Genomic DNA, 13,804 nt, shown 5'->3' with positions numbered 1-13,804 from the left:
CGGCGCAAGTTGTCCGATAGTTTCAGCCCAAACGGCGCAAGTTGTCCGATAGGTCGATCTTGCGCGGATGGAGTGTCGAGATTTTCCCGCCCAGAGCGCTCCGGTCGTCCAAACGGCGCAAGTTGTCCGATAGGGCATTGCGAAAAAACGGCGCAAGTTGTCCGATAGTCAAAATAGAGCCTTAGAGCAGAATACAGAATGCACATTTCGCTGTCAGGCAAGTGGGAGGCCGGATGGGATGCCCTGTCCCGTGTCCGCTGTGTGCTCGCGCAGAGCCGCGATAGGATGGCAGGATGAGTTCGTCCGCCCCCGTCGCACTGGACGCGACCTGAGCCGAGGACTGCCTGCATCCGCAGGCGGTGGCCCGCGCCCGGGGACCTGTGCGTGCACGATCTGGCGCTCGTGGCGGGCATCAGCGAGAGCGCCACCAGTCACCAGTTGCGTCTCCTGCGCGAACACCGGCTGGTCAGCGCGCACCGGGACGGCCGCAGCGTCTTCTACCGCCTGGCCGACCAGCACGTCACCCTGCTGCTGACGAACGCCATCGAACACGCCCGCGAACGATCCTGAAGTCACGCGCCGCCGAACCCTCCCTGGTCGCCCCGGCTCCCATGGACCACCCGGTGGTCCAGATCACGCCGCGCACCCTGAATCTCGTGCCCATTCGGCCTGGGCCTATCGGACAACATGCGACGTTCCTGGCTGGACTCGCTCTTCAGATCAGTGGAGCAGAGGGGCGCAGGATCAGCCGCGGCCATCCCGCTCTGCCAGCGCGAGGTACTGGTGGACCAGGGCGATGCTCATACTGCCCTCGCCGACACTGCTCGCTACCCGCTTGACCGAGCCGCGCCGCACGTCGCCCGCCACGAATACGCCCGGTACGCTCGTCTCCAGCGGGAAGGGATCGCGTGACAGCGGCCACGCCCCCTGCGGTGCCAGGTCCAGGCCCGAGCAGACGTACCCGCGCTCGTCCCGCAGGACCACGTCCCGCAGCCAGTCCGTGCGGGCATCCGCGCCGATCAGCACGAACAGCGAGTCGGTCTCGACATGCTCGTCCTCGCCGCTGTCCGAGTGGTGCACCGTCAGGCCACTCAGGTGCGCGTCGCCGTGCAGGGCGGTGACCTCGCAGCACTCGCAGATGCGCACGTTCGCGCGGGCCCGCAGTTGATCGATCAGGTACTGCGACATGCCCTTCTCGACGTGGTCGGCGCGGATCAGGATGGACACGCGCCGCGCGTAGTTCGAGAAGAACATTGCCGCCTGCCCCGCCGAGTTCCCCCCGCCGATCAGGTACACGTTCTTGCCGCGCGTGCCCGGCGCCTCGGTGCGGGCCGCGCCGTACCACACGCCGCGCCCCACGAAGCGGGCCGCGTCCGGCAGGGGCAGGGTCCGCCACGACACGCCCATGGTCAGCACCACGCTGCGCGCCCGGACCCGCGTGCCGCCGTCGAGCCGCACCTCGTGCCCGTCCGGGCCTGGCGTCAGGGCCGCGACCTCGCGCGTCAGGACGACCTCCGCCCCGAAACGCCGCGCCTGCCGCAGCGCCCGCGCACTCAGTTCCGCGCCGGACAGGCCGGTCGGGAAACCCAGGTAGTTCTCGATGCGGCTGCTCGTGCCCGCCTGCCCCCCCGGCGCTTCTTTCTCGATCAGCAGGGTGCACAGGCCCTCCGAGGCGCCGTACACCGCCGCCGCCAGCCCCGCCGGGCCGCCGCCCACGATCACCACGTCGTACTCGTCGTGTTCAGGCTGCACCTGCAGGCCCACCCGCGTCGCCACGTCCCGCACGCTGGGCTGGCGCAGCACCTCGCCGTCCGGCAGCACCACCGCCGGCAGAGGCCCATCCAGCACGCCCGCCGGGAGCACGCAGGTCAGCGCGGACGACGCCGGGTCCAGCCACCGGAACACCACCTGATTGCGCGACAGGAAGTCCCGCAGCCCGAAGCAGTGCAGGTCGTCCGCCGAACCGACCAGCAGCGTCACCGCCTGCGGCGCCTCCAGCGTCACCCGCTGCAGGTTCCCCACCCGCCGCGCCAGGTTCGCCAGCACCCGCCCCGACAGGACCTCCGTGTACGCGAGCAGCGTCATGAACTCCGGCCCCTCCAGCCGCATGGCGCGCACCGGCGCCTGCGCCCGCAGGTCCACCGTCGCCGCCGTGCCCAGCAGCAGCGGCAGCTCCCCGAACGAATCGCCGGGCCGGTACGTGTCCACCGCCTGCACCGCGCCGCCGACCTCCTTGGTGACTGCCAGTTCGCCCTCCAGCAGCACGAAGAACGCCGCCGTGTCCCCCTCGCGGATCAGGTACTCGCCCGGATTGACGCGCACGTCCGCCGCGTCCTGCGCCGCCGCGTGCAGCAGGCCCTCCGGGACGCCCTCGAACAGCGGCAGGTCCCGCAGGCAGTCCGCCGTGATCACGCCTCCACCCACCCGGCCACCGCTCGTGTCATGCCGCGCAGTGTACCCACCCCAGACCCGCGATACGCCCTTTCCTTCACGAACCCGCCAGACGACGTGAGGCGCGCGGTGATCAGGAAGAGGCGCCGGGGGAGTCTGCCCCGGCGCCCCTTCCCTGCAGCGATCAGAACACGTTGCGGGTGTTGACGTTCAGCGTGTAGAAGCGGTCGCTGGGCGTGTAGGTCAGCTTGTTCTGCACGAGTTCGACGGTTCGCAGGCGCAGCGTGACGAGTCGCTTGGTGGCGTCGTACGCGAAGGCCGGGTCGGTGCCCACGACGGCCCCGTCGCTGATCAGGTTCCGGCCGATGACGGTCGTGTAGGCACTGACGGCGTCCGGGAGGGGTTTGCTGGTGCCGCAGCTCCCGGCGGCCTTGACCGGATTGCTGGGGTTCTGCAGGCGAACCTCGACCAGACCGTACGCGGCGCTGTCCAGGGTGCTGCTGCTGACGGTCTTTAGGGCCGCCTCGAGTTTGGTGCGGGGCACGTAGCGGTAGACGTTCAGGGTCCAGCCCACGATCCGGCCGGGTTCGGTGGCGGGCGTGGTGGCGCAGGCGGCCGCGCCGCGCTCGTCCTCCACGACGGGAATCAGCAGGGCCAGGCACGGTGAGGTGCCGGTCGGGTCGCAGCTGGACAGGGTTCCGGCCGCGGTGCCGTCCGGGAGGCTGGTCCCGGCGGGGGCGACGCCACCGGCGGCGCGCAGCTGGTCGCCCAGGTACCCGGACAGGTCGTTGATGGTCTGGAGGCGCTGCGCGACGCTGTTCTGACTGGTGGCGAACTTGGAGGTGCTCTGCTGGAAGTTGAACATCGCGACCATCAGCACCGCGAGAATGCTCATGCCGACCAGCAGTTCGATGAGGGTGAAGCCCTGCTCGCGTTTCATAGACCGCTGGTTCATACGGCGCCCAGGTCCGGGTTGGCGACCGTCAGTTTGAAGGTGCTGGTGCGGCCGCTCGATACGCAGGTCAGGGTGACGGTCCGGCTGACCTTCAGGGTGGTGGTGACCGTGCTGTACTTGCTGGTCTCGCTGGGGGTGCATTTCATGCCGTTCTGGTTGTTGCCCGGAATGCTGAGGCCGGTGACGCTGCCGTTGAAATCGGCCTTCAGCTGGGAACGGACCTGCTCGAAGTACGCGCGGGCGGCGAGCACGGTGGTCTGGTCCTGCGCGGAACTGCGGTTGACCTTGGCCAGTCCGGGCAGGACGGCGCCGATGGTGATCAGGATCAGGCCCAGGATGGCGATGGAGACGAGCAGTTCGACGATGGTGAAGCCCTGGTGGTTCATTTCACGATCACCTTCCCCATCAGGCTGACGACACTGACGGTGCGGAACAGGTTCGGGTCACGGGTGGAGCGGACGATCACGTTGACGGGCGTGATGGGCGCGACGGCCCCGGCTGGGGTCTGGATGGTCCCGAAGGGCGGCTGGAACGTGAGACTCACGGCCCCGTCGGTCTTCGCGGTGGGGAGGTTGAGCGTGGTGCCGCGACTGACGACGCTGGTGCCGCCCGCGGTGGCCGTGAAAGTCTGGACGGTGCCCTTGCGGGCGGCGCTGCGGGTGGTCTGGATCTCGGTGGCGACCAGCCCGGCGGCGCGGTCGAGTTCGGTGCGGGTGATCCAGCGCTGGTAGCTGGGGACGCCGAGGGCCAGCAGGATGCCCAGGATGGTGACCACGAACAGCACTTCCAGCAGGCTGAAGCCCTGCGTGCCCCTCACCGCTGTCTCCAGGTGCCCTGTTCGAGGCTCAGGACGTATTTACCGGCGCCGGCGGTGATGTCCATGATCACGTTCGGATCGTACTGCACCTTGCGGCCGGTGCCGCTGAACTTGGTGTCCTCACCGTCGGTCCCGACGACCTTCATGCCGGTGGTGTCGGTGATGCTGCCCTCCACGACGATCGCGCCGCACAGGCCCAGGTTCCCCTGGATGCTGAGGTTGCCGCGCACGTAGATCACGCCTTTCATGTCGCAGGCGTCCGCCTGGTTCTGGTTGATGTTCAGGTCGCCGTCCACGATCAGGATGCCGGTGCCGCGCAGCTTCTCGTTGTTCAGGTTGACGCTGCCGCCGCTGCTGGACAGCCAGGTCAGACCGTTGATGTTCGCGGCCTCGCGGTCGAAGTTCGCCTCGGGAATCACGGTCGCCATGGATTTCAGTTCGGCGGGAGTGCGGCCGAAGGTCTTGATGAACATCGCGTCGTTCAGGGGGCTGGGCGCGTAGGCATTCGCGGCGGCGCCGGTGATCAGGCCGCCGACCAGATCGCTGGTGGAGCATTTGTTGGTGACGCCCAGCGCACTGGTGGAGCAGTCTTTGTAGTCCCCGCTGGTCACGACGGCGTTCGTGGACTTGGCGACGGCCGTGCCCTCGGGAATCACGGGTGTGGCGGGGCTCCAGGCGCCGATGCTGACCGAGGTGTTCCCGCTGGTCGCGTTGGCCGCGCCGTCCGCCGTGACGGTCGCGGTGTACGTGACGCCCGCGATCTTCACGGCGACCTTGTCACCCTTGATGAACGTCTCGGTGGCGCGCAGGGTCAGGTTCCCGGCGCCGGCACTCACGACGCCGTTCATGACGTAGTCCAGCTGCGTCTCGTTCTTCGGCATGAAGGGGCTGAAACTGCCGACGGCCGCCGGGATCTGCACGGCCTCCAGGCTCAGGGCGCCGCCCGCGTTGTTCGTGATCTTGAAGGTGCCGGTCTGGAGCGGGGTGGCCAGATTCCCCACGGCGCTGTTCGCCAGGGGCAACTGCACGTAGTCCCCGGCCCTCATGCGGGACAGGCGGCGGACCTGGTCGGCGTCGCCACTCAGGGCGACCTGCATGGTGCTGCCCTTGGCCAGCGGCGTGACCGACGTGGCGGTGCTGCGCGCGAAGTTCTTGAACAGCCCATATCCGTCGGGCAGTGAGGTCGGCAGGACCGTCCCGCCGATGCTGGCGTTCCCGCCAACGTCCACGCCGGGGAACGACAGCACGGCGGAGGGCACGTTCAGGGGCGGCAGATCCAGCTTCTTCAGTTTGTACTGCTGCAGGATGCGGGTGTTCGAGCCGCCCGAGGTGGAACTCGCCTCGACGTCCATGGTGACGATGTTGCTGCCCGACAGCTGGATACCGGCCAGTTTCAGGTTCACGCCGCCGCTGCCGGGGTACGTCTTCAGCCACTCCTTGGTGGTGCAGGACAGCTGCGAGATCGCGTTGGTGCTGACGCACCCGGCCGGGACGCTGCCCAGGAACTGGCCGTTGTCCTGCGCCCAGACCAGGAAGTCGGCCAGGGCACTCTCGCCCTGCAGGGCGGACTGGAAGGTGCGGGTGTCGTCCGCGCCGGTCTTACGGCTGCCCAGCGTGAGTTGCGTGGTGACGGTGACGACGCCCATGAGCAGGACAGCCGTCATGAGGACGGTGATCAGCGCGGTGCCTTGTTCGCGGGTATGCATGATGAACTCCTCGTGGGTCACGGCTGGGTGACCGGGTAGGCTCATGGTTCCACCCGCGCCGGGAACGCACCATCCCCCGAATCGGTATCGAACGTGAGAAATTCCCCCCTTCACGAATCGCCTGACAGATGCCTGTCAGACTTCCACCCGATCGGGGGTGTGATGCGCGGCCAGGGTGTTTCCCACGGCGCGCCGCAGGCCCTGAATGTCGAACCGGGTGTGCCGGGTCGGGTGCACGCGGTTGGTCAGCAGCACCCAGGCCAGGCCGCGTGGGGGATCCACCCACAGGCCAGTCCCGGTGAAGCCGGTGTGACCCACCGCGTGGGGACTGCACAGGCTCCCGCCGCTCCAGCCGGGGCAGGCGTGCACGAACGCCAGGGTGCGTTCCGGCACCTGGGGGCGCAGGGCCAGGGCCTGCGCGGCCGGGGAGAGCCAGCCACCGCGCAGCAGCCGCTCGGCCTGATCCAGCACGCCGTTCAATGTGCCGAACAGCCCGGCGTGTCCGGCGGTGCCCCCCAGGGCAGCGGCGTTCTCGTCATGGGTCTCCGCCGTCAGGAGCCGCCCACGCCACGCGCAGACCTCAGTGGAGACCGTGTGGACGTCCGGGCTGAAGGTCAGGCCGGGGTCCAGCGTGAAGCCGCGCAGCGGGCGGGCGCGGACGCGTTCCAGGACGCTGCCCAGGAGCACGTACCCCAGGTCCGAGTAGCGCACGGGTCCGGCGGGACCGACCTCCCATGGTTCCTGCAGGAGGCGGTGACGGATGGTCGCCTCGTCTCCCCAGGTGTGCAGGCGCGCCCAGGGACCCAGTCCGGCGCTGTGCGTCAGCAGCTGGCGCAGCGTGCGCTGCCGCAGCGCGGCGTCCTGCCCGTGGGCGAGGTCCGGCAGATGCTGTCCGAGCGGGTCGTCCAGGTCGAGCAGGCCGTCCTCAGCGGCGCGCAGCAGCTCACGGGCAGTCAGGAGCGGTTTGGTGAGACTGGCGAGGTCCCACCACTCGTGTCCACTCAGCGCGGGGCCACCGTGCCGGGTGTGACCGACGGTCAGGGTGCTGCGTGCGCCGCGCCCGGTCACGACGCCCAGTGCGGCGGCGCTGGGTCCGCCGGGACCGGTGGCGCCGCGCAGCAGCCGCGCGGTGCGCTCCGGAATCAGGTCGGGGCCGGGGGGATTCCCGGTCATTCGGCCGAGCCGCTGGTGACGGCCACGCGGACGGTGTTGCGACCGGCGGCCTTCGCGGCGTACATGGCGGCGTCGGCCTCGCGCAGGATGACCTCGCGGTCCAGGCCGGGGCGGACGACCGCCACGCCGATGCTGGCCGTGACCCGCAGGCCCGGCGCGACGTCGTCCCAGTCGATCTCGGTGATGAGCTGGCTGACGCGGCGGCAGGCGCGGCGCGCCTCGTGCAGACTCAGGCCGTCGAGGACCAGCAGGAACTCCTCGCCGCCGTAGCGGGCCAGCTGGTCCACCTCGCGGATCGCGCGGGTCACGGTGGTCGCCACGCGGCGCAGGACCTCGTCCCCGGCGGCGTGCCCGTGGCGGTCGTTCACGGACTTGAAGTGGTCGATGTCCAGCAGCGCCACCGCGCCGGGACGGCCGCGCCGGGCGGCCCGGATCAGCTGGTCGAGTCGGCGCAGCGCCCCGGCGCGGTTGGGAATGCCGGTCAGCGGGTCGCGCAGCGCGGCCTCCGCGAAGGCGACGGCGCGGACCTCCGCCTCGATGGCCTGCCGCTCGATGACGCGCAGCCGGGCGCTCTGCTGCGTGAACGCCCGGTAGATCCGTTCGGCCTGCGTGGAGAGGGCCTGCTGCACCTCGAACGCGGCGCGCCAGTCGCCCTGCGCGGCGTACGCGCGGGCGAGCAGCTGCTGCGCGGACAGTGCGCGGCTGGGGTGTTCGTCCCCGAACAGTTCGGCGGCGCGGGCGGCGTCCTCGCGCACGGCCGCCCACTGGCCCTGCTGGGCGCGCAGTTCGGCGCGGCCCAGCAGGGCGCGGCCCAGTTGCGCGCGCACGTTCCAGTCGGTCGTGAGGTGCACCCATTCGTCGGCCAGTGCGCCTGCGCGGTCCAGTGCGCCGTGCAGGCGCGCGTGCAGCAGCAGCGCCTCCAGGACGTCGGTCTGCCAGCGGGAGTTCGCGAGCTGCTCCTCCCGCCGGTGCAGGCGCTGCAGGACCGCGTGGGATTCGCGCAGTTGCGCGTCGATCTCGTCGCGCCGGGCGTCGAGGCCTGTCCGGCTGGGGTCGGCGTCCACGCCCAGGCCCAGAAGCGCGCAGGCCGCGCCGCGCGTGAAGTTGATGTGGAACACCTGATCGAGGCCCTTGCGCTGCGCGTCGAAGTGCAGCGCCGACGCGTACGGCGAGCGCAGCAGGGTCAGCAGGCGCAGCACGCTGGCCGCGTAATGTCCGCGTTCCTGGTCGTAGTGGGCGGCGTTCACGCTGGTGACGGCCACGCCCCGCGCGTCGCGGGCGCTGCGGGCCAGCCCCTCGGCCTCCCGGAAGTGTGCGCCCGCGCCCACGTCGTCGTGGACGTCGCCCATGACCAGCGCGATCGTGACGTGCGCGCGGGCCTGCAGGGACAGGTCGGCGGTGCGGCGCGCCGACTCCAGGCAGGCCAGGGCGTGCGTCATGGCCAGGGCCGGATCGCCGAGGTCCAGCGCGAGGTACGCCGCGTCCCGCAGGTGCGTGGCGCGCTCGGCCGGGTCCGCCGCACCCTGCGCGGCGAGACTGAGCGCCTCGAGTTCCTCGCGCAGGCCCTGCGCGGTGAGGCCGCTCACGCGCTCTCCCCGCCGAGGGTCTGCTGGCTGCGGATCAGGCGCATGAACGCCTGGACCACCTGCGGGTCGAACTGCACGCCGGACTGCGCCTCCAGGTGCGCCAGCGCCCGCTCGCGCGTCCAGGCCGGGCGGTAGGGGCGGTCGCTGCGCAGCGCGTCCCAGACGTCCACGATCGTGAAGATCCGCGCGGCCAGCGGAATCTGCTCGGCCTGAAGGCCGCGCGGGTACCCGCCGCCGTTCCAGTGCTCGTGGTGCGCCAGGGGGATGTCCAGCGCGGGGTGCAGGAACGCGATGGGGCGCAGCACGTCGAAGGCCATCTGCGGGTGCTGGCGCATGACCTGCCACTCCTCGTCGGTCAGCGGGCCGGGTTTGAGCAGGATCGCGTCGGGAATGCCGACCTTGCCGATGTCGTGCAGCAGCGCCCCGCGCCAGATGTGCACCAGTTGCTCGGCGGGGACGCCCATCTGCCGGGCGAGCTGCACGGTCAGGTCGGTCACGCGCTGGCTGTGCCCCTCGGTTTCACGGTCGCGCAGGTCCAGCGCGCGTGCCCAGCCCGCCAGCGTCTCGTCGTACGCGGCGCGCAGCTCGTCGCGGCTGCGGCGCAGATCCTCAAGCAACGCCACGTTCGCCAGGACCGATCCGGCCTGGGCGGCTACGGTCTCCAGCGTCTGGATGTCACCCCGGTCGAAGGCGTCGCGCTGGGGACTCTCGACGTTGAGGACGCCCCACAGCTGCCCGTTCACGCGGATCGGGACGATCGCCTCGCTGCGCATGGTCACGTGCCGCTGCACGTAGCGGGGGTCCTGACGCACATCCGGGACGTAGAGGGTCTGTCCGGCCTCCAGGGCCGCGCCGATCAGGCCCTCGCCGGGTGCGAGGCGGGTGGGCGGCTGGTCCCGGACCTCTGTCTCGCGCGCGACCGCCTCGACGCTGCCGTCCGGCAGCAGGCGGCCCACCTGGACGTGCGGGAGGCCCAGGCGGCCCTGGATGAGGTCCACGAGGCCCTCGGCGACCTCGGGAACGGTGCGGCTCAGGTGCAGCAGGCGGCCCGTGTCGTGCATCAGCGTCAGGTCCTGCACGCGCCGCTCCAGGTACCGCTGGGTGGCCTGCGCGGCCGTCACGTCCCGCATGTGGATCACGACGCCGCGCACCGCCGGTTCGTGCAGGAGGTTACGGGCGTTCGCTTCCAGCCACACCAGCTGCCCGCGGGCGTGACGGATGCGGAACGAGAGGTTCAGGGCGCTGCCCGGCACGCGCCGCAGGTTGTCCAGCGCCGCCGTGACGCCGGGCAGGTCCGGGCGGTGGATCGCGCCGCTGTAGGGTCTGCCGATCAGGAAGTCGGCCGGGTACCCGATCAGTTCGCCGGACGCGGCGCTCTGGTACGTGATGACGCCCTGCTCGTCCACGACGCTCAGCAGGTCGCTGCCCTGGTCGGTGATCATGCGCAGCATCGCCTCGCGGCCCGCGAGGTCCCGCTGTGCCTGCTGCCGTTCGAGCAGTGTGCCCCACAGCGCCCCGACCGTGCCCAGCACCTCCAGGTCCGACAGGTCCGGGCGCGGCCGATCGAAGAGCAGGTTCACGGTGCCGATCAGGCGCGGCCCGCTGTACAGCCCGAAGTTCACGAGGTGCCGCGCGTCCAGCCGGGCGTAGTTGCGTTCCTCCGGCCCGGTCCAGTCCGGGGCGGGCACCGGGGTGCTGATCCACGCGCCGGCCTGCAGCAGCTCCTCCCAGCCGGGCTCCATGATCTGCAGCTCGTGGACGTGCAGCAGCGGGTGCGTGCCGACGTGGCTGTGCAGGCGGTACGTGACTTCCGTCTCGCGCAGGTGCAGCATCCCCAGCGTCGCGCCCAGCTGACCCGCCAGGAACGTCAGTCCGTCGCGGCACAGCCGGTCCGGCTCCGGCTGAGCCAGCAGGAAGCGCGTGGTGTTCAGCAGGAGGTCATGCGCGAAGGTGTCGGTCATGCCTCCTGCATGGTAGCCCGTGGCAGGCCGCGCGCCATGCGAAACTCCGCGGCCCCCGTGTGGGTGGCTCCGCCGATGGATCGGGCCAGATGGATCGGGCCAGACGGGTCAGGCCAGACGGGTCAGGCCACAGACGGATAGGGGACGGAGCTGTCCGGCAGGCCGTGCACTGGCGGCACCCGGTGACCGCACGCGTTTCAGGGTCCTCGACGACGTCGCGTGGCGCGACCGTTCCTGCGGGCCCCGGAGGATGCCCTGTCTTCGCCCGCACGGCTAGCCCAGCCGGTCGCGCCGCGCGGCCAGCAGCCGAACGGTCAGCAGCACCGAGAACGCCACGACCACCATCACGGCTGACAGCACCAGCGCCGGTCCCAGTTCGCTGTCCAGCGCGCCGTAGATTGCCAGCGTCACCGTTCTTGTGCGGCCCTGCAGCGAACCCGCGAACAGGATCGTCGCGCCGAACTCCCCCAGCGCCCGCGCCCAGGTCAGGACCAGCCCCTCCAGCAGGAACGGGAACGCCAGCGGCAACGTGATGAACCGCAGCGCCGCCCAGCGTCCCGCGCCGTCCGTCAGGGCCGCCTCCTCCGCCTCGCGGTCCACCGCCGCGAAACCCGCCTTCGCCGCGCGCAGGTAGAACGGCGCCGACGTGAACAGCTGCGCCAGCACCACCGCCGCCGGGGAGAACGCCAGACTGACCCCCGCCAGTTCCAGGCCCGGCCCCAGCAGCCCGCCCCGCCCGAAGGTCAGCAGCAGCCCCAGCCCCGCCACCACGGGCGGCAGCACCACCGGCAGGTCCAGCAGCGCGTCCAGCAGCGCCCGACCGGGGAACTCCCGCCGGGCCAGCAGGTACGCCAGCGGCGTGCCGGTGATCACCGTGACGAGCAGCGTCACACCGGTCGTCCACAGGCTCACCCGCAGCGCGTCGAGGACCGCCGGGCTGCGCAGCGTCACCCAGAAGTCCGCGCCCAGCCCGCGCGAGAGCAGCACCAGCGTGGGCAGCAGCAGGAACGCCGCGAACAGCGCCCCCAGCGCCCCCCCGGCCCAGCCCAGCCCGCCGCGAGTGCGCCTCACGGCGACCGCCCGGCCCCTGATACGGATTCCGTCTGTTTCGTGAACAACCCGGAAGGACGCCGGGTTGCCGACTCCACGCCCGGAACCCGTTTCGTTCCTGCTCGCTCTGCTTCGCAGCTCTCCGAGTCTGCTCGGGTTGAACGGTTTTGCAACCCTTTCAACCGGAGTCCGCATGACTCCCGTGGCCCGGTCACGGACTCAGGAACCCCCAGCGGCGCAGGATCGCCTGCCCCTCCTTGCCCTTCACGAACGTCACGAAGGCCCGCGCCGCCTCGGGGTTCGCGCTGCCGCGCACCACCCCCAGCGGGTACGCCGCCGGCTGGTTGAAGCGGGTGGGCAGCGGCACCACCCGCACGGTCTTTTTCAGGGTGGGGGTCACGTCGCTGGCGTACACGACCGCCGCGTCGGCCTCGCCCAGGCTGACCTTCAGCGCCACCTGCCGCACGTTCCCCTCCTCGCTGACCACGTTGCGCAGCGTGCGCGCCGCGAAGTCCCGCCCGTACGTGCCCGAGCGGTCCACTGCCGCGAGCATCCGCCGGGTGTAGTCCCCGACCGGCACGTTCGGCGCGGCCAGCACCAGCCGCACCCCGCTGGCCGTCAGGTCGCGCACGGACCGCACCCTCGCGCTGCCCGCCGGGGCGATCACGGTCAGGCGGTTGCGGGCGAACACCTCGCGCGCCGCGACCACCGACCCCAGCAGCGGCGTGAACTGCGCGTCGTTCGCGCTGGCGAACACGTCCGCGCGGGCGCCGCCCTCCAGTTGCGCGCGCAGCACCTGCGACCCCGCGAACTGGAAGGTCGTGCGGTGCCCGGTCCGCGCGTCGAAGGCCCGGCCGATCTCGGTGAAGGCGTCGGTCAGGGACGACGCCGCGAAGACCGTCAGGGACGCCGCGCCCGCCGGGGACGCGAGCAGCAGCGCGGCCAGCAGCGCCACGCGGCGGGGATTGGAGGGGGACAGGATCACGTTCATGGAGTCTCCAGTGGGTGGGCAGGGTCGGCCGGGACGTAGCCGCCCAGGCTGCGCAGGTCCGCGTGAAAGGCCGCGCTGCGCGCCGCCGCGATCAGCGCCTGCACGCCCGGATGCGCGAGGTGCCGCTCGGGCACGGCCAGATCGAAGGCCTCCATGACCAGCGGAACGAGCCCCAGCCCGTACGCGCCGGCTGCCGAGCGCGGTCCCGGCGCGACGTCCGCCTCGCCGCGCGCCACGGCCGCCGCCGCGTCCAGCGGTGAGGCCGCCACCGGCGCGGCGGCGTGCCTCGCCGCGCGCCCGGCCGCGTCCAGGCCCGCCTCGCGCAGCCAGCTGTCGAGCAGTGCCCGGCCCCCCGCGCCCGCCGGGCGGGTCACCAGGCGCGCGCGGGGCAGGTCCGCCGGGCCGCGCACCCCCAGCGGATTGCCCGGCGCGACGATCAGCCCCTGTTCGGCCTGCCACAGCCGCAGCAGCCGCGCGCCCGGCAGTTCACGCGCCACGACCTCGCGGTGGCGTTCCGGGCGGCCCAGGTGCAGGCCCGCCGCGTGCACCTCGCCGCGCGCGGCGGCCTGCAGGGCCTCCAGGCTGGCGCGCGGCACCCAGGCCGCGCGGCCCCCGGTCAGGGACGTGCACAGCAGCCCCAGCGCCGGATCGCAGCCCGCCACGAGCGCCGTGCGGCGCGCCTCGTCCAGCGACAGCGGCACCTCCACCTCGCCGGACGCCAGCAGCACCCCGTCCGCCGCGACGCGCAGGCCCGCCTCGCCCGACAGCGGCAGCGCCTGCCACGCGCCGTCCACCTCGGCCAGCCGCACCCGCGTGCCGGGCGGGGTGCCGGGCGGGACGCGCGCCGGGAGACGCGCCGCGCCCAGACTGAACAGGTCCTCCACCCGGCAGCGCAGCGCGCGGGCCAGCAGCAGCGCCTGCCGCGTGCCGGGCACCGCCGCGCCTGACTCGACCCGGCTGAGCGCCTGCCGTGACAGGCCCACCTGCGCCGCCAGCGCCGAGACGCTCAGGCCCGCGGCCTCCCGCCGCTCCCGCACGGCGCAGCGCAGCGGGGCGTCGTTCACGGCCCCGGCCGGACGGTCACTCACCCCGCGAGCGTAAAGTCTGCGCGACAGAGTGTCAATCGAACGTACCAGGCCTCGGGGTCACGTTCATGCGCCGCGACCCCGCCAGC

The 13,804-nt window shown here is 71.8% G+C and carries 12 protein-coding genes; 1 reads left to right on the top strand and 11 read right to left on the bottom strand.

Features of this window, described 5'->3' with window-relative positions:
* Positions 1 to 384: 384 nt before the first annotated feature.
* A complete protein-coding gene (locus EXW95_RS01110) occupies positions 385 to 570 on the top strand; it encodes an ArsR/SmtB family transcription factor (RefSeq protein ID WP_371809860.1) in 186 nt (61 codons plus the stop codon).
* A gap of 174 nt (positions 571 to 744) precedes the next feature.
* Here EXW95_RS01110 and EXW95_RS01105 read toward each other — a convergent pair whose 3' ends face one another.
* From EXW95_RS01105 to EXW95_RS20315, 11 genes are all read right to left on the bottom strand, one after another.
* A complete protein-coding gene (locus tag EXW95_RS01105; RefSeq protein ID WP_371809859.1) occupies positions 745 to 2,412 on the bottom strand; it encodes an FAD-dependent oxidoreductase in 1,668 nt (555 codons plus the stop codon).
* Positions 2,413 to 2,575: 163 nt separating this feature from the next.
* Positions 2,576 to 3,346 (bottom strand): prepilin-type N-terminal cleavage/methylation domain-containing protein, encoded by a 771-nt coding sequence (locus EXW95_RS01100; protein WP_174365972.1) that lies wholly within the window; start codon positions 3,344 to 3,346, stop codon positions 2,576 to 2,578.
* On the bottom strand, positions 3,343 to 3,732 hold the full coding sequence (locus tag EXW95_RS01095; protein WP_174365971.1) for a type II secretion system protein J: 390 nt from the start codon (positions 3,730 to 3,732) through the stop codon (positions 3,343 to 3,345). The genes EXW95_RS01100 and EXW95_RS01095 overlap by 4 nt, the downstream gene beginning before the upstream one ends.
* Entirely contained in the window at positions 3,729 to 4,163 is a 435-nt protein-coding gene (locus EXW95_RS01090; RefSeq protein ID WP_174365970.1) for a prepilin-type N-terminal cleavage/methylation domain-containing protein, read from the bottom strand. The genes EXW95_RS01095 and EXW95_RS01090 overlap by 4 nt, the downstream gene beginning before the upstream one ends.
* Positions 4,160 to 5,869 (bottom strand): hypothetical protein, encoded by a 1,710-nt coding sequence (locus EXW95_RS01085; RefSeq protein WP_174365969.1) that lies wholly within the window; start codon positions 5,867 to 5,869, stop codon positions 4,160 to 4,162. The genes EXW95_RS01090 and EXW95_RS01085 overlap by 4 nt, the downstream gene beginning before the upstream one ends.
* A 135-nt stretch (positions 5,870 to 6,004) precedes the next feature.
* On the bottom strand, positions 6,005 to 7,042 hold the full coding sequence (locus tag EXW95_RS01080) for a serine hydrolase (protein ID WP_174365968.1): 1,038 nt from the start codon (positions 7,040 to 7,042) through the stop codon (positions 6,005 to 6,007).
* Complete coding sequence (locus EXW95_RS01075) at positions 7,039 to 8,628, bottom strand: GGDEF domain-containing protein (protein WP_174365967.1); 1,590 nt, start codon at positions 8,626 to 8,628, stop codon at positions 7,039 to 7,041. The genes EXW95_RS01080 and EXW95_RS01075 overlap by 4 nt, the downstream gene beginning before the upstream one ends.
* Positions 8,625 to 10,589, bottom strand: coding sequence for an HD domain-containing phosphohydrolase (locus EXW95_RS01070; RefSeq protein WP_174365966.1), 1,965 nt, complete (start codon positions 10,587 to 10,589; stop codon positions 8,625 to 8,627). Before EXW95_RS01070 ends, EXW95_RS01075 begins: the two co-directional genes overlap by 4 nt.
* Positions 10,590 to 10,862: 273 nt before the next feature.
* Positions 10,863 to 11,660 carry an ABC transporter permease gene (locus EXW95_RS01065; RefSeq protein WP_371809858.1) on the bottom strand — a complete coding sequence of 266 codons (798 nt, stop codon included), beginning with the start codon at positions 11,658 to 11,660 and terminating at the stop codon, positions 10,863 to 10,865.
* Positions 11,661 to 11,850: 190 nt separating this feature from the next.
* On the bottom strand, positions 11,851 to 12,630 hold the full coding sequence (modA, locus tag EXW95_RS01060) for a molybdate ABC transporter substrate-binding protein (protein ID WP_174365964.1): 780 nt from the start codon (positions 12,628 to 12,630) through the stop codon (positions 11,851 to 11,853).
* Entirely contained in the window at positions 12,627 to 13,718 is a 1,092-nt protein-coding gene (locus EXW95_RS20315) for a substrate-binding domain-containing protein (RefSeq protein WP_217449121.1), read from the bottom strand. The genes modA and EXW95_RS20315 overlap by 4 nt, the downstream gene beginning before the upstream one ends.
* Positions 13,719 to 13,804 lie beyond the last annotated feature (86 nt).

The organism is Deinococcus sp. JMULE3 (assembly GCF_013337115.1).
GTDB lineage: Bacteria > Deinococcota > Deinococci > Deinococcales > Deinococcaceae > Deinococcus.
Note: the sequence above shows the minus strand (reverse complement) of the source record. Positions and strands in the feature narration are given on the sequence as shown.

Excerpts from the sequence above, each read along its gene's own strand:
- EXW95_RS01100 (WP_174365972.1), bottom strand. The coding sequence starts at position 3,346 with ATGAACCAGCGGTCTATGAAACGCGAGCAGGGCTTCACCCTCATCGAA.
- EXW95_RS01095 (WP_174365971.1), bottom strand. The coding sequence starts at position 3,732 with ATGAACCACCAGGGCTTCACCATCGTCGAACTGCTCGTCTCCATCGCC.
- EXW95_RS01085 (WP_174365969.1), bottom strand. The coding sequence starts at position 5,869 with ATGCATACCCGCGAACAAGGCACCGCGCTGATCACCGTCCTCATGACG.
- EXW95_RS01080 (WP_174365968.1), bottom strand. The coding sequence starts at position 7,042 with ATGACCGGGAATCCCCCCGGCCCCGACCTGATTCCGGAGCGCACCGCG.
- EXW95_RS01070 (WP_174365966.1), bottom strand. The coding sequence starts at position 10,589 with ATGACCGACACCTTCGCGCATGACCTCCTGCTGAACACCACGCGCTTC.
- modA (WP_174365964.1), bottom strand. The coding sequence starts at position 12,630 with ATGAACGTGATCCTGTCCCCCTCCAATCCCCGCCGCGTGGCGCTGCTG.